Annotated in this window: 12 protein-coding genes and 1 pseudogene; all 13 read right to left on the minus strand. The window is 46.2% G+C overall.

Features of this window, described 5'->3' with window-relative positions; translation table 11 throughout:
* A partial coding sequence (locus Q4Q54_RS21280) for a GTP-binding protein (protein ID WP_311989504.1) occupies positions 1–129 on the minus strand: 129 nt, incomplete at its 3' end.
* Positions 130–201: 72 nt separating this feature from the next.
* Complete coding sequence (gene fusA / locus Q4Q54_RS21285; protein ID WP_311901098.1) at positions 202–2,298, minus strand: elongation factor G; 2,097 nt, start codon at positions 2,296–2,298, stop codon at positions 202–204.
* A 77-nt stretch (positions 2,299–2,375) separates the two neighbouring features.
* Entirely contained in the window at positions 2,376–2,846 is a 471-nt protein-coding gene (gene rpsG / locus Q4Q54_RS21290; RefSeq protein WP_011787570.1) for a 30S ribosomal protein S7, read from the minus strand.
* Between the two features lie 81 nt (positions 2,847–2,927).
* On the minus strand, positions 2,928–3,302 hold the full coding sequence (gene rpsL / locus Q4Q54_RS21295) for a 30S ribosomal protein S12 (RefSeq protein ID WP_006083605.1): 375 nt from the start codon (positions 3,300–3,302) through the stop codon (positions 2,928–2,930).
* A gap of 179 nt (positions 3,303–3,481) precedes the next feature.
* Positions 3,482–7,699: a DNA-directed RNA polymerase subunit beta' gene (gene rpoC, locus Q4Q54_RS21300; RefSeq protein WP_220591697.1), complete on the minus strand. Its 4,218-nt coding sequence runs from the start codon at positions 7,697–7,699 to the stop codon at positions 3,482–3,484.
* Between the two features lie 84 nt (positions 7,700–7,783).
* Positions 7,784–11,815 (minus strand): DNA-directed RNA polymerase subunit beta, encoded by a 4,032-nt coding sequence (gene rpoB / locus Q4Q54_RS21305; RefSeq protein ID WP_311989503.1) that lies wholly within the window; start codon positions 11,813–11,815, stop codon positions 7,784–7,786.
* 242 nt (positions 11,816–12,057) lie between these two features.
* Positions 12,058–12,423, minus strand: a complete 366-nt coding sequence (gene rplL / locus Q4Q54_RS21310; protein WP_106648464.1) for a 50S ribosomal protein L7/L12 — start codon at positions 12,421–12,423, stop codon at positions 12,058–12,060.
* 54 nt (positions 12,424–12,477) lie between these two features.
* A complete protein-coding gene (gene rplJ, locus Q4Q54_RS21315; protein ID WP_006083609.1) occupies positions 12,478–12,978 on the minus strand; it encodes a 50S ribosomal protein L10 in 501 nt (166 codons plus the stop codon).
* A 266-nt stretch (positions 12,979–13,244) separates the two neighbouring features.
* Positions 13,245–13,946: a 50S ribosomal protein L1 gene (gene rplA, locus Q4Q54_RS21320; RefSeq protein WP_106648466.1), complete on the minus strand. Its 702-nt coding sequence runs from the start codon at positions 13,944–13,946 to the stop codon at positions 13,245–13,247.
* Between the two features lie 4 nt (positions 13,947–13,950).
* Complete coding sequence (rplK, locus tag Q4Q54_RS21325; RefSeq protein WP_006083611.1) at positions 13,951–14,379, minus strand: 50S ribosomal protein L11; 429 nt, start codon at positions 14,377–14,379, stop codon at positions 13,951–13,953.
* A 127-nt stretch (positions 14,380–14,506) separates the two neighbouring features.
* Positions 14,507–15,058, minus strand: a complete 552-nt coding sequence (gene nusG, locus Q4Q54_RS21330) for a transcription termination/antitermination protein NusG (RefSeq protein ID WP_106648467.1) — start codon at positions 15,056–15,058, stop codon at positions 14,507–14,509.
* 9 nt (positions 15,059–15,067) lie between these two features.
* The gene (secE, locus tag Q4Q54_RS21335) at positions 15,068–15,439 is read right to left on the minus strand and encodes a preprotein translocase subunit SecE (protein WP_006083613.1); all 372 of its coding nucleotides are present in this window, start codon (positions 15,437–15,439) and stop codon (positions 15,068–15,070) included.
* Positions 15,440–15,703: 264 nt separating this feature from the next.
* Positions 15,704–16,105, minus strand: a pseudogene (tuf, locus tag Q4Q54_RS21340) (elongation factor Tu); the annotation flags it as partial.

Raw genomic sequence — 16,105 nt, forward strand, 5'->3', positions numbered from 1 at the left:
TTCGCCACCGTAGGTCTTAGCCAGTACGTGAGAGATAGCTGCAGTCAGTGTGGTTTTACCATGGTCAACGTGACCAATGGTGCCCACGTTTACGTGAGGCTTAATACGTTCAAATTTAGCTTTTGCCACGATATATTCCTTTCTTTTCAGAATAGTCCAGTCAGTGCTGGACCATAATAACATTTATGTCGTAACTGGATATTAGCTACGAGATTCAATAATCGCTTTTGCAATGTTTTGCGGTGCATCAGAGTACTTCAAAAACTCCATAGAGTATGAAGCGCGACCCTGTGTAGCAGAGCGCAAATCAGTTGCATAACCAAACATTTCAGAAAGAGGCACTACAGCATGGACTATTTTGATGCCACCAAAGCCATCATCCATCCCTTCAATCAAGCCACGACGACGGTTTAAATCACCAACGACGTCACCCATATAATTTTCAGGGGTAGTTACTTCTACTTTCATGCAAGGTTCGAGCAACGCCGGATTCGCTTCAAGCGCACCCTTTTTGAAGCCCATAGAACCTGCAATTTTGAACGCCATCTCATTCGAGTCCACATCATGATATGAACCGTCGAACAGAGTGACCTTCACGTCCAACACAGGGAAGCCAGCGAGAACGCCATTCTTCATCTGTTCTTGGATACCTTTATCAACCGCAGGAATGAATTCACGAGGAATCACACCTCCCACAACTGCATTGACAAATTCGTAACCAGCGCCTTCTTCATTAGGCTCTAGTTTTAACCAAACGTGACCGAATTGTCCACGACCACCTGATTGGCGTACAAATTTACCTTCAGCTTCTACTGATGCTCGGATAGTTTCGCGGTAGGCCACTTGTGGCTTACCTACGTTACATTCAACACCGAATTCGCGACGCATACGGTCAACGATGATGTCTAAGTGTAACTCACCCATACCCGAAATCAGAGTTTGTGATGATTCTTCGTCAGTTTCAACTCGGAATGATGGATCTTCCGCTGCAAGCTTTTGCAACGCGATACCCATTTTGTCCTGGTCGGCTTTTGACTTAGGCTCAACGGCAATGGTAATTACTGGCTCTGGGAACTCCATACGTTCCAAGATCACTCTATGATCGTTATCACAAAGCGTATCACCCGTAGTCACTTCTTTTAGACCAATCGCCGCTGCGATATCACCAGCACGGACTTCTTTCAGTTCAGTACGATCGTTTGCGTGCATTTGCACCATGCGACCTACGCGTTCACGCTTCTGTTTGACAGAGTTGTAAACGCCCGAACCTGATTCGAGTACGCCAGAGTACACGCGAATAAAGGTCAAAGTTCCTACGAATGGATCTGTAGCAATCTTAAATGCCAATGCAGCAAAAGGCGCATTGTCATCTGATGGGCGTTCTACTTCTTGGTCGTTCTCATCGATGCCCTTAATTGGAGGCACATCAATGGGCGCTGGCAAGAATTCAATAACCGCATCAAGTACCGCTTGAACGCCTTTGTTCTTAAATGCAGAACCACAAGTCGCTAAAACGATTTCATTATTTATAGTACGCTGACGTAGCGCCTTTTTAATTTCGTCTTCTGATAGCGTGCCTTCTTCAAGGTACTTATCCATCAGTTCATCCGAAGATTCGGCGGCTACTTCAACTAGATACTCATGCATTTCAGCCGCTTTAGCCGCTAACTCTGCAGGGATCTCCTCATGAGTGAAAGTCATACCCTGGTCTGATTCATTCCAGTTAATAGCTTTCATCTTAATTAAGTCGATCACACCTTTGAAGTTTTCTTCTGCGCCAATATTCAATTGAATAGGCACACAAGTGGCTCCAAGACGAGTTCTAATTTGCTTCACTACACGTTCAAAGTCAGCACCTGCACGGTCCATTTTGTTGACAAATACTAAGCGTGGAACGCGGTATTTATCAGCTTGACGCCACACTGTTTCTGACTGAGGTTCAACACCAGATGAACCACAGAAAACGACAACAGCGCCGTCGAGGACTCGCAGAGACCGTTCAACTTCAATAGTAAAGTCAACGTGACCAGGGGTATCGATGATATTGATGCGGTGTTCAGTGAATTGAGCATCCATACCACGCCAGAATGTGGTTACCGCAGCCGAGGTGATAGTGATACCACGCTCTTGCTCTTGAACCATCCAGTCTGTGGTAGCGGCGCCGTCATGCACCTCACCGATTTTATGAGACAAACCGGTATAGAACAGAACACGTTCTGTTGTGGTGGTTTTACCTGCGTCAACATGAGCACAAATACCGATATTACGATAACGCTCAATTGGGGTTGTACGAGCCACTATTATACCCTCTCCACCAAGACCTAAGTCTTGGCAATATCAACAACATGGTGTGGGCCTAAGCCCACACCATCATATTACCAACGGTAATGAGCAAAGGCTTTGTTAGCTTCAGCCATGCGATGCACGTCTTCACGCTTCTTAACAGCAGTACCTTTGTTTTCAGACGCATCCAGCATTTCACCTGCTAGACGTAAAGCCATAGATTTTTCACCACGCTTGCGAGCAGCTTCAACTAACCAGCGCATCGCCAGTGCGTTACGACGCACAGGACGAACTTCACATGGTACCTGGTACGTAGAACCACCAACGCGACGAGATTTAACTTCGACTGATGGGCGAACGTTGTCCAGGGCTGCTTCAAGGATAACTAAATGGTTTTCGCTTTTCTTTTCAGCGACAACATCTAGTGCCTTGTAAATAATTTTTTCTGCAGTCGACTTTTTGCCGTCTTGCATAATGACGTTGATGAACTTAGCCAGCAACTCACTGTGAAACTTTGGATCTGGTAGGATTTTACGTTGTCCTACAACGCGACGTCTTGGCATAACAATTCTCCGTATGCTTCAGGGATTTCCAAAACTGGAATTCTCAAAATAAAACTAGCTTGGCCTTACTTAACGGATAAGTTAAGACTTAGGACGCTTAGCACCGTATTTAGAACGGCTTTGGCGACGTGAAGTCACGCCTGCACAGTCTAATGCGCCACGAATAGTGTGATAACGCACACCTGGTAAGTCTTTAACACGACCACCACGGATTAAGATCACGCTATGTTCCTGCAGGTTGTGGCCTTCACCGCCGATGTACGAAGTTACTTCGAAACCGTTAGTTAGACGCACACGAGCTACTTTACGTAGTGCAGAGTTTGGTTTTTTAGGGGTAGTTGTGTACACACGTGTACAAACACCACGTTTTTGCGGGCACGCATTCAACGCAGGCACATTAGTCTTGTCGACTTTTGGCGCGCGTGGCTTACGTACCAACTGGTTTACAGTTGCCATGTATAGCTCCGAGTCAGTTGAATCAAACTCAACGATAAGGTGTGAAAAATCTATATCCCACAATGGTGGGACGCGGAATTTTAGAAAGGTAATGCCTGACTGTCAAGAAATAGCCAACTTTTGCGGCATATTCCAAGAAAAAAGGCGCCATAGGCGCCTTTTTATAACAAACTGATTACTTAATCTTGGCTACCAGCCAGGTTTAAGAGATCGGCCAAGTTCTGTTCGGCTTCACTTGCAGTGATCTTATTCACTACTACAGGTTCGTTTTTCTTCGCACGCGCTTCATTACGAGTCTTGTGATAAGCGTAACCGGTACCGGCTGGGATCAGTCGGCCAACGATAACGTTTTCTTTCAGACCACGTAATTGATCGCTCTTACCACCTACGGCAGCTTCGGTCAGTACGCGCGTGGTTTCTTGGAACGATGCTGCTGAGATAAAGGATTCTGTTGCCAGAGATGCTTTAGTAATACCCAGTAGTTCACGTTCAAAGGTCGCAGGCACTTTACCTTGGGCGATCAGTTCGCGGTTAGCGATCTTAACGCGTGACACTTCAGCTTGTTCCCCTTCAAGGAACTCAGTGTCACCGGCAGAAGTGATAAGACACTTACGCAGCATCTGACGGATGATCACTTCGATATGCTTATCGTTGATCTTCACGCCTTGCAGACGGTAAACGTCCTGTACTTCGTTCACAATGTAGTTAGCTACGTTGTGGATACCACGAAGACGCAGAATGTCGTGTGCCGCTTCTGGACCGTCAGCGATAACTTCACCACGTTCGACTTTTTCACCTTCGAACACGTTTAAGTTACGCCACTTAGGGATCATCTCTTCATAGTGATCGCCGCCATCAGCAGGTGTAATCACCAAACGACGCTTTCCTTTGGTCTCTTTACCAAACGAGATGGTACCAGAGATCTCCGCCAGAATAGCAGGCTCTTTTGGCTTACGCGCTTCGAACAAGTCAGCAACGCGTGGCAGACCACCGGTGATGTCGCGTGTTTTAGACGATTCCTGAGGAATACGAGCTAAAGCGTCACCCACGTTGATTTGCGCGTTATCTTCTAAGTTAACGATCGCACTACCTGGTAAGAAGTACTGTGCAGGTACTTCAGTACCTGGGATCATTAAATCGCTACCGTTAGCGCCAAGCAGACGGATCATTGGGCGCATTTCTTTACCCGCAGTACCACGCTGACCAACGTCAAGGATCACGATTGATGACAGACCCGTTAGTTCGTCTGTTTGACGTGTCATAGTAACACCGTCAATCATGTCTACGAACTTGATACTACCCGCCACTTCAGAAATGATTGGGTGAGTATGTGGATCCCAGTTAGCGATAACATCGCCCGCTTCAACAGCGGCTTCTTCTAGCTTCTCGAGCACAGTACCGTATGGCACTTTATAACGCTCTTTCTCACGACCCAGCTCGTCAATAACGGCCAGTTCAGAAGAACGAGAAACGATAACCAGTTTGCCGTCACTGTTAGTAACATGCTTAGCATTATGCAGTTTCAATGAACCCGAGTTTTTCACTTGGACATTGTTTTCTGCAGACGCTCTCGATGCCGCACCACCGATGTGGAAGGTACGCATCGTTAACTGTGTACCTGGTTCACCGATAGATTGTGCTGCCACAACACCGATGGCTTCACCGTGGTTAATAATATGACCACGAGCCAAGTCACGACCGTAACAAGCTGCACACACACCGAAATCGGTATCACAAGAAATAACAGAACGTACAATGACTTCGTCAATTGAATGCTCTTCTAACTTGTCACACCATGCTTCGTCGAGTAGCGTGTTACGTGGTGCGAGTACGTCTTCAGTGCCTGGATAGAACACATCAATCGCAACTACACGACCCAGTACGCGTTCACGTAACGGCTCAACCACATCACCACCTTCAATCAGCGGTTTCATGGTTAGACCTTCGTGAGTACCACAATCGTCTTCGATAACCACTAAATCTTGTGCAACGTCTACAAGACGACGAGTCAGGTAACCCGAGTTCGCTGTCTTCAATGCCGTATCGGCTAGACCTTTACGCGCACCGTGAGTAGAAATAAAGTACTGGAGTACGTTTAGACCTTCACGGAAGTTAGCGGTAATTGGCGTTTCGATGATTGAGCCGTCTGGTTTAGCCATCAGACCACGCATACCCGCCAACTGACGGATCTGTGCGGCACTACCACGAGCGCCTGAGTCAGCCATCATATAGATGCTGTTAAACGAGGCTTGTTTCTCTTCAACACCATCACGGTTAATCACTGTCTCAGTTGACAGGTTTTCCATCATAGCTTTAGAAACTTTTTCGTTGGCACTTGCCCAGATATCGATAACTTTGTTGTAACGCTCACCAGCTGTAACTAGACCAGATTGGAACTGCTCTTGAATTTCAAGAACTTCCGCTTCTGCATCAGCAACTAAGGTGTATTTCTCGTCTGGAATAACCATGTCATCGATACCGACAGAGGCACCAGAGATGGTTGCAAAACGGAAACCGGTATACATCAATTGGTCAGCGAAGATAACAGTATCTTTCAGACCCAGTTGACGATAACAGGTGTTCAACAGTTTAGAGATCTGCTTTTTGCCCATGTTCTGGTTAACCAGATCAAATGACAAACCTGCTGGCAGAATCAATGACAGCAGAGCACGACCCACAGTAGTATCAACGATACGGCGTTGTTCAGTACGTTCACCTGCGTCACCAATAATGGTTTCAGTGATACGCACTTTAACGCGGGCATGCAGTTCAGCAGCGCCAGTTGCGTAAGCTTTTTCAACTTCAGCAACAGACATAAAGTACATACCTTCACCACGGCCGTTAATACGCTCACGGCTGGTGTAGTACAGACCCAATACCACGTCTTGAGACGGGGTGATAACAGGCTCGCCGTTGGCTGGTGACAGGATGTTGTTGGTAGACATCATCAGGGCACGGGCTTCAAGCTGCGCTTCCAGTGTTAACGGTACGTGTACCGCCATTTGGTCACCGTCGAAGTCGGCGTTGTATGCCGCACAAACGAGTGGGTGTAACTGGATGGCTTTACCTTCAATCAGTACTGGTTCGAACGCTTGAATACCCAGTCTGTGCAGTGTTGGTGCACGGTTGAGCATCACTGGATGTTCGCGGATCACTTCATCCAGAACGTCCCATACTTCCGCCACTTCACGCTCTACCATCTTCTTAGCTGCTTTGATGGTAGTAGCTAAGCCACGACCTTCTAGCTTGCCATAGATGAATGGCTTGAACAGTTCCAGTGCCATCTTCTTAGGAAGACCACATTGGTGCAGACGTAGAGTAGGACCTACGGTAATTACCGAACGACCAGAATAGTCGACGCGCTTACCCAATAAGTTCTGACGGAAACGACCTTGCTTACCTTTGATCATATCAGCCAAAGATTTCAGAGGACGTTTGTTAGAACCGGTAATAGCACGACCACGACGACCGTTATCTAATAGCGCATCAACAGACTCTTGTAACATACGCTTTTCGTTGCGTACGATAATGTCTGGCGCAGCTAAATCTAACAGACGCTTCAAACGGTTGTTACGGTTGATCACGCGGCGATACAGGTCGTTAAGATCTGAGGTCGCGAAGCGGCCGCCATCGAGCGGTACCAACGGACGTAAGTCAGGTGGCAACACAGGCAGTACTTTTAAGATCATCCACTCAGGCTTGTTGCCTGAAGTGTAGAATGCTTCCATCAACTTAAGACGTTTAGTCACTTTCTTGCGACGAGTCTCAGAGTTGATTGAAGGCAATTCTTCACGCATTTGTTCGATTTCTTTCGCTAAATCGATAGCACGTAACAGTTCAAGTACTGCTTCGGCACCCATTTTAGCTTCGAACTCATCACCGTATTCTTCTAATGCATCCAGATAAGTTTCTTCTGTCAGCATTTGGCCACGCTCAAGGCTGGTCATGCCAGGCTCGATCACGACAAATGATTCAAAATACAGTACGCGTTCGATATCACGCAGCGTCATATCCAACATTAAGCCGATACGGGACGGTAGTGATTTTAAGAACCAAATGTGCGCAACTGGGCTAGCCAGTTCGATGTGACCCATACGCTCACGACGTACTTTAGTTTGGGTTACTTCAACGCCACACTTTTCACAAATAACACCACGGTGCTTCAAACGTTTGTACTTACCGCACAAACATTCGTAATCTTTGACTGGGCCAAAGATACGCGCACAGAACAGACCTTCACGCTCAGGCTTGAAGGTACGGTAGTTGATGGTTTCTGGCTTCTTAACTTCACCAAAAGACCAAGAACGGATCAGATCAGGCGATGCCAGACCAATTTTGATGCCGTTAAATTCTTCAGTCTTGCTTTGCTGTTTCAGAAACTTTAATAAGTCTTTCACGTTTCTCTCCTGAAGGAGTTAAACCGGGTGCTCCGCTCGCACGGAGCACCATTCTGTTTGCCAAACGCGGCTAAAGGCCTGCGCTTATGCCTGATCCAACTCGATATTAATACCGAGTGAACGGATCTCCTTCAGCAACACGTTGAAGGACTCTGGCATGCCAGGTTGCATCTGATGGTTACCGTCGACGATGTTCTTATACATCTGAGTACGACCGTTAACGTCATCCGATTTAACGGTGAGCATTTCTTGAAGCGTATAAGCGGCACCGTATGCTTCTAGTGCCCACACTTCCATCTCACCGAAACGCTGACCACCGAACTGAGCTTTACCGCCCAGTGGTTGTTGAGTCACTAAGCTGTACGAACCGGTAGAACGGGCGTGCATCTTGTCATCAACTAAGTGGTTCAGTTTGAGCATGTACATGTAACCAACAGTTACTTGACGCTCAAATTCGTTACCGGTACGACCATCAAACAACTTCAACTGACCAGAGGTTGGCAAACCTGCAAGTTCAAGCATCTGCTTGATCTCTTTCTCTTTAGCACCGTCGAATGCTGGAGTTGCAATCGGGATACCGCCTTTCAGGTTAGTCGCAAGACGTAATACTTCATCATCAGTGAATGAATCGATATCGACGCGCTGTTGCACTTCGTCACCTAATTCATAAACTTGCTTGATGTAGCCACGAACTTCAGCCAGCTCGCGCTGTTCTTCAAGCATCGCAGTGATCTTGTTACCAATACCTTTGGCAGCGGCGCCCATATGGACTTCAAGTACCTGACCAATGTTCATACGTGATGGAACACCTAGCGGGTTCAATACGATGTCTACTGGGTTACCTTGTTCGTCATACGGCATGTCTTCGATTGGGCAAATCTTAGAGATAACACCCTTGTTACCGTGACGACCCGCCATCTTGTCACCAGGTTGGATAGTACGCTTAACCGCTAAGTAAACCTTAACGATCTTCAGTACGCCTGGAGCCAAGTCATCACCTTGGGTGATCTTGCGACGTTTGATTTCAAACTTCTTATCGAAGTCAGCTTTCAGCTCTTCATGCTGTTCAGCTAATTGCTCAAGTTCAGTTTGTTTTGATTCATCGTCAATGACTTGAATCAACACATCTTTACGTGGCAAGGCAGCAATTTGCGCTTCAGTGAAACCAGCACCGATTAACAGGTTACGTGCACGGCTCAATACACCTTCTTCAAGGATCTTGAACTCTTCGCCTAAGTCTTTACGAGCTTGGGCAATGTGCATCTCTTCGATTTCAACTGCACGCTTGTCTTTTTCAACGCCGTCACGGGTAAATACCTGAACGTCGATGATAGTGCCCTTAACAGAGTTAGGAACACGCAGTGAACTGTCTTTAACGTCAGACGCTTTCTCACCGAAGATAGCACGGAGTAGCTTCTCTTCTGGCGTCAGCTGTGTTTCGCCTTTTGGCGTCACTTTACCAACCAGAATATCGCCACCCTTCACTTCTGCACCAATGTAAACGATACCTGACTCGTCGAGTTTCGACAGAGCAGACTCACCAACGTTTGGAATATCAGCTGTGATTTCTTCGCTACCCAACTTAGTATCACGAGCGATACAAGACAGCTCCTGAATGTGGATAGTGGTGAAACGGTCTTCTTGCGCAACGCGCTCAGAAATTAAGATCGAGTCTTCGAAGTTGTAACCGTTCCAAGGCATGAACGCGATACGCATGTTCTGGCCAAGGGCTAAGTCACCTAAGTCAGTAGACGGACCGTCTGCTAACACGTCACCGCGAACCACTGGCTCACCAACAGCACAACAAGGGCGTTGGTTGATACAAGTGTTTTGGTTAGAACGGGTGTACTTAGTCAGGTTATAAATGTCGATACCGGCTTCGCCTGGGCGCAGCTCATCTTCATTTACTTTAACAACGATACGGCTCGCATCAACGTAGTCAATGAAGCCACCACGCTTAGCAACAACCACAACACCTGAGTCAACAGCTAGTGTACGTTCAATACCAGTACCTACTAGCGGCTTTTCAGAGCGCAGTGTTGGTACGGCTTGACGTTGCATGTTCGCACCCATCAATGCACGGTTAGCATCATCGTGTTCTAAGAACGGGATGAGCGACGCAGCAACTGAAATGATCTGCTGTGGCGAAACGTCCATATACTGGATGTCAGCAGCGCGCATAAAGGTAGATTCACCTTTATGACGACAAGCAATTTGCTCTTCTGCCATACGACCGTTCGCGTCAACTTCAATGTTCGCCTGTGCGATCACATAACGACCTTCTTCGATTGCTGACAAGTATTCCACTTCGTCAGTAATCACGCCGTCGATAACCTTGCGGTATGGCGTTTCTAGGAAGCCGTATGAGTTAGTACGGGCAAAGCTTGCTAATGAGTTGATTAGACCAATGTTTGGACCTTCAGGGGTCTCAATTGGACATAAACGACCATAATGCGTTGGATGTACGTCGCGGACTTCGAAGCCTGCACGTTCACGAGTCAAACCACCGGGGCCAAGAGCAGAAATACGACGCTTATGCGTTACTTCTGACAGCGGGTTGTTTTGGTCCATGAATTGTGACAGCTGAGAAGAACCGAAGAACTCTTTCACTGCAGCAGAAATTGGCTTAGCGTTAATCAAGTCTTGTGGCATCAGCTCGTTCAGATCGCCTAAAGATAGACGTTCACGCACGGCGCGCTCAACACGGACTAAACCTACGCGGAATTGGTTTTCAGCCATTTCACCGACGCTACGAATACGACGGTTGCCTAAGTGATCGATATCATCGACTTCGTCGAAACCGTTACGGATATGAATGATGTTCTTCATTACCGCGACGATGTCTTCTTTAGACAATACACCGCTACCTTCGTCATCAGGAATGCTGAGACGACGGTTGAACTTCATACGACCTACTTTAGACAGGTCATAACGCTCTTCACTGAAGAACAAGTTCTGGAATAGTGCTTCGGCAGCATCTTTGGTTGGTGGCTCGCCAGGACGCATCATACGATAGATTTCAACCAGTGCTTCTAAGCGGTTAGTGGTTGAATCGATACGCAGCGTATCTGAAATATAAGCACCATGATCTAGCTCGTTGATATACAAGGTGCTGAGCTCTTTAATACCGGCCAATGATAATTTAGCCAAATCTTCTAAGCTAATTTCACTGTTGGCAGAGACTAAAACTTCACCTGTATCCGGATCGATATAATCCTGAGCAGCATATTTGCCCACGATATATTCAACTGGCACTTCGAGCTCAGTGGTATTGGTTTTTTCTAATTGGCGAATGTGGCGCGCAGTGATACGACGACCGGCTTCAACCAATACAGAACCTTCAGCATCCTTGATGTCATAGCTGGCAGTTTCGCCACGCAGACGCTCAGGAACCAAAGCCATAACCAGAGTATCTTTCTTGATCTTGAACTCAACGCGTTCAAAGAACAGATCGAGGATCTCTTGAGTAGAATATTCTAATGCACGTAACATGATGGTCGCAGGCAATTTGCGGCGACGGTCAATACGCACAAATAGTGCATCTTTAGGATCGAATTCAAAGTCAAGCCATGAACCACGGTAAGGAATAATACGTGCGTTATACAGCACCTTACCTGATGAGTGGGTTTTACCACGGTCATGATCAAAGAACACGCCTGGAGAACGGTGTAATTGAGATACGATTACACGCTCAGTACCGTTGATAACAAAAGTACCGTTATCCGTCATCAATGGGATATCACCCATGTAGACTTCTTGTTCTTTAATATCTTTTACTGTGCCCGCCGCTGCTTCACGGTCATACAACACCATGCGTAATTTAACGCGTAGTGGAGCTGAGTACGTAACACCACGGATCTGACACTCTTTCACATCAAAAACAGGCTCGCCAAGCTTATAGCTGACGTATTGCAGTTCTGAATTACCAGAAAAGCTCTTGATGGGAAAAACGCTACGGAAGGCGGCTTCTAAACCGCGCTCACCGGTAGGATCTTGATCGGTGAACTTCTTAAAAGAGTCTAGCTGGATAGACAATAAATAAGGGATATCCAAAACTTTTGGACGCTTACCAAAGTCTTTGCGAATACGCTTCTTTTCAGAATAGGAGTAAACCATGGGTTTCCTCTGCTTACGAGATGTGACCAAGACTGAATAAATAACTTATGTTATTAAATTCAGCACGTTTGCCCATCACCGTTGATGGCAAGAACCTAACCAGTAATCTCTGCTAGGGACTGCAAAATTTGGCGACAAACGGTGAAAAAAAATCGCCAGCGCATATAGCGCAAAAAAGGCCGACGGTTAAAAAACCGCCAGCCTCCACCCAAGTGGCTTGGGTGAGCAAGCTAAATAATAGCTTACTTGATTTCTACAGAAGCACCAGCTTCAGTAAGTTCTTTCTTCAGAGCTTCAGCTTCTTCTTTAGAAACGCCTTCTTTAACTGCTACTGGAGCAGCTTCAGACATAGCTTTAGCTTCTTTCAGGCCTAAACCTGTTGCGCCACGGATTGCTTTAATAACAGCAACTTTGTTGTCGCCGTGAGCAGTCAGGATTACGTTGAATTCTGTTTGTTCTTCAACAACAGCAGCTTCAGCGCCACCAGAAACAACAGCAGCAGCGGCAGAAACGCCGAACTTCTCTTCCATTGCTTCGATCAGTTCAACAACTTCCATTACAGACATAGCTGCAAAGGCTTCTAAGATTTGGTCTTTAGTGATAGACATAACAAATGTTTCCTATTGTTCTGAATTCAATTTTATTAAGCAGCCAGCTTGAAATTAAGCGGCTTCTTGTTTTTGATCGCGCAGGGCGGCCAGTGTACGAACGAACTTGCCAGCAGATGCTTCTTTCATAGTCATCATTAACTGAGCTAGTGCTTCTTCGTATGTTGGCAGTTTCGCCAAACGATCAATTTCAGCTGCAGGGATGAAATTCCCTTCAAAGGCTGCGCCTTTAACTTCGAAGTTAGCTTGTTCTTTAGCAAAGTCTTTTAACAGACGTGCTGCAGCACCTGGGTGCTCTAAAGAAAAAGCAATCAAAGTTGGGCCAGTGAACGTTTCTGCTAGGCACTCAAAAGCTGTACCTTCAACAGCACGACGAGCCAATGTGTTACGTACTACACGTACATATACACCAGCTTCGCGAGCTTTTTTACGCAGACCGGTCATAGCACCTACAGTCACACCGCGAGAATCAGCGGCAACTGCAGATAGCGCACCTTTGGCAGCTTCGTTGACTTCAGCAACAATCGCTTTTTTGTCTTCGAGTCTTAATGCCATTGGCTTTACTCCTGGATTCTACCTAGGGTATTCCCTAGTATTTACCATACTAAATACTTATGTATTTAGTGACTTACGGTGCAGATTATCCAGTAAAAAAATTTAGCTGGGGCCTGACACCGTCTACGCAGGAAATTAAGTTATTTTTACAAAAAACACCTGCGGTCTTGGACGGAAACCTGAGTTACAACCAATTAAACGGCGATAAAACAGGCTTCAACCCACAAAGTGCGCGCATTATAGATTAATACGCTCACCTTGTAAAATTATATGGTTGTCTCAAGCGTAGCTTGATCAACTGCAACACCTGCACCCATAGTGGTAGAGATGCTAACCTTTTTCACGTATACACCTTTAGCAACTGCAGGCTTAGCCTTTTTCAGTGCAGAGATCAACGCTTCCAAGTTTTCTTTCAATTGAACTGGTGTGAAATCCACTTTACCGATAGTAGTGTGGATAATACCGTTCTTGTCGTTACGGTAACGAACTTGACCAGCCTTGGCATTCTTAACAGCTTCAGCAACGTTTGGTGTTACTGTACCTGTTTTAGGGTTAGGCATTAAACCACGTGGGCCTAAGATTTGACCTAACATACCAACAACGCGCATTGCATCTGGAGATGCGATAACCACGTCGAAGTTCATTTCACCGGCTTTGATTTGCTCAGCCAGATCATCCATACCAACTAGCTCAGCACCAGCAGCTTTTGCCGCTTCAGCATTTGCACCTTGTGTAAATACTGCAACGCGAACGTCACGACCAGTACCGTGTGGCAACACTGTTGCACCACGAACGTTTTGGTCAGATTTACGTGGGTCGATACCCAGGTTAACTGCTACGTCTACACTTTCAACGAATTTTGCAGTTGCTAATTCTTTTAACAGAGCAACAGCTTCGTTGATATCGTAGCTTTTAGTACCGTCAACTTTTTCGCGAATTACGCGCATGCGTTTAGTTAGCTTTGCCATTATATTAATCCTCTACAACCAAACCCATTGAACGCGCAGTACCTTCGATTGAGCGAGTCATCGCTTCAATGTCAGCACCAGTCATATCGGCAGCTTTAAGTTCAGCAATTTCTTGAACTTTAGCGCGTGCGATAGTACCCACTTTCTGAGTGTTTGGACGTGGAGAACCTGATTTCAGGCCTGCAGCAGTCTTCAGTAAGTAAGACGCTGGAGAAGTCTTAGTTTCAAAAGTGAATGAACGGTCACTGTATACAGTGATCACGACAGGAATAGGCATGCCTTTTTCCATTTTTTCTGTACGGGCGTTAAACGCTTTACAGAATTCCATGATGTTCACACCTTTTTGACCCAAAGCTGGACCAACTGGTGGTGACGGGTTCGCAGAACCTGATTTTACTTGTAGCTTAATATAAGCATCAATCTTCTTTGCCATCTGACATTTCCTCAGTTTGGGTTCAAACGCGCATCAGCGACATGCTGACGTGCTCCCCCGAAAACAACGGGGACGGATTATATAGAAACTCGCCCCCGTTGCCAAACGGATTTTGTATTTTATTTAATCAGCCTTTTTCAACTTGACTAAAATCAAGTTCAACTGGCGTAGAACGACCAAAGATCATTACTGATACTTTTACGCGGCTCTTGTCATAATCCACTTCCTCAACGGTACCGTTGAAGTCAGCAAATGGACCATCACACACACGCACCACTTCACCAGGCTCGAAGATAGTTCTATGAGTCGGTGACGCTGTCGTTTCTTGTAAGCGACGCAGAATTGCATCCGCTTCTTTATCGGAAATTGGGGCAGGACGATCAGAGGTTCCGCCAATAAAGCCTAAAACACGCGGGATGCTTTTGACTAAATGCCAGCTGTCATCGTTCATTTCCATCTGGACTAACACATAGCCAGGGAAAAACTTACGTTCGCTCTTACGACGCTGACCTGCACGCATTTCAACGACTTCTTCAGTCGGGACCAATACTTCGCCGAAGTATTCTTCCATGCCGTGCATCTTAATGTATTCAATCAGTGACTTACAAACTCGGCCTTCATAGCCTGAGAATGCCTGCACTACATACCATCTTTTTTTAGCTTCTTTAGCTTCAGTCATTCGAGGTGCCTATACGCCAGTGATAAAATTGACAATTCGCATTAACACAGCATCCATACCCCAAAGGATAAGAGCTAAGATACCTGTTGCTGCAAGGACAATAAAAGTGGTGTTTAGTGCTTCTTGACGCGTCGGCCATACAACCTTGCGCACTTCGATATGCGCTTCACGGGCAAAAGCTAACGCTTTTTTACCTTTTACAGTCTGAAGCGCAATAAAACCAGCAATAGCGAATGCAACGATAACACTAAGCGCACGTATTACGGCACTGGCTTCGCTATACATTTGATTGCCAATAACAGCAGCGGCTAGTAATACAATCACTAAACCCCACTTCACGATATCCAGAGAATTGTTCTGGTTTTCAGTATTTGTTGTCATCGGTTTTTCCGTTACTCAATACGGCCTGAGCTTAGAGCACATTAATTGACGGGCATAATTCCCACATCATACTCTGCATTTCCGAACACCCTTAGAAACGCAAAATAGCATAAGCTCAGGGTCAAAAATCGGCCATAGATTGTATTCTTATTCGACTTTGTAAGCAAGGATGCGAATCCCATGCAATCCACAAAACCTGTGAAATAATCCACTTAAACAAAAAAGGAAGCCGAAGCTTCCTTTTCAAACTAATCTCTGTCGCGATTAAGCGATGATTTTAGCTACTACACCAGCACCAACTGTACGACCACCTTCACGGATTGCGAAGCGTAAACCTTCGTCCATCGCGATTGGGCAAATCAGAGTCACTACCATTTTGATGTTGTCGCCAGGCATTACCATCTCTACGCCTTCTGGCAGTTCGATAGTACCGGTTACGTCAGTTGTACGGAAGTAGAACTGTGGACGGTAGCCTTTGAAGAATGGAGTGTGACGTCCACCTTCTTCTTTTGACAGAACATAAACTTCTGATTCAAAAGTGGTGTGTGGGTTGATTGAACCTGGTTTAGCCAATACTTGACCACGTTCTACGTCATCACGCTTAGTACCACGTAATAACACACCACAGTTCTCGCCTGCACGACCTTCGTCAAGCAGTTTACGGAA

It is taken from the genome of Shewanella sp. SP2S2-4 (genome assembly GCF_031932025.1).
In the GTDB taxonomy this organism is placed as follows: domain Bacteria; phylum Pseudomonadota; class Gammaproteobacteria; order Enterobacterales; family Shewanellaceae; genus Shewanella; species Shewanella baltica.

Coding starts and splice junctions, on each gene's coding strand:
- rpsG (WP_011787570.1), bottom strand. CDS start 2,846: ATGCCAAGACGTCGCGTTGTAGGACAACGTAAAATCCTACCAGATCCA.
- rpsL (WP_006083605.1), bottom strand. CDS start 3,302: ATGGCAACTGTAAACCAGTTGGTACGTAAGCCACGCGCGCCAAAAGTC.
- rpoB (WP_311989503.1), bottom strand. CDS start 11,815: ATGGTTTACTCCTATTCTGAAAAGAAGCGTATTCGCAAAGACTTTGGT.
- rplL (WP_106648464.1), bottom strand. CDS start 12,423: ATGTCTATCACTAAAGACCAAATCTTAGAAGCCTTTGCAGCTATGTCT.
- rplJ (WP_006083609.1), bottom strand. CDS start 12,978: ATGGCATTAAGACTCGAAGACAAAAAAGCGATTGTTGCTGAAGTCAAC.
- rplA (WP_106648466.1), bottom strand. CDS start 13,946: ATGGCAAAGCTAACTAAACGCATGCGCGTAATTCGCGAAAAAGTTGAC.
- rplK (WP_006083611.1), bottom strand. CDS start 14,379: ATGGCAAAGAAGATTGATGCTTATATTAAGCTACAAGTAAAATCAGGT.
- nusG (WP_106648467.1), bottom strand. CDS start 15,058: ATGACTGAAGCTAAAGAAGCTAAAAAAAGATGGTATGTAGTGCAGGCA.
- secE (WP_006083613.1), bottom strand. CDS start 15,439: ATGACAACAAATACTGAAAACCAGAACAATTCTCTGGATATCGTGAAG.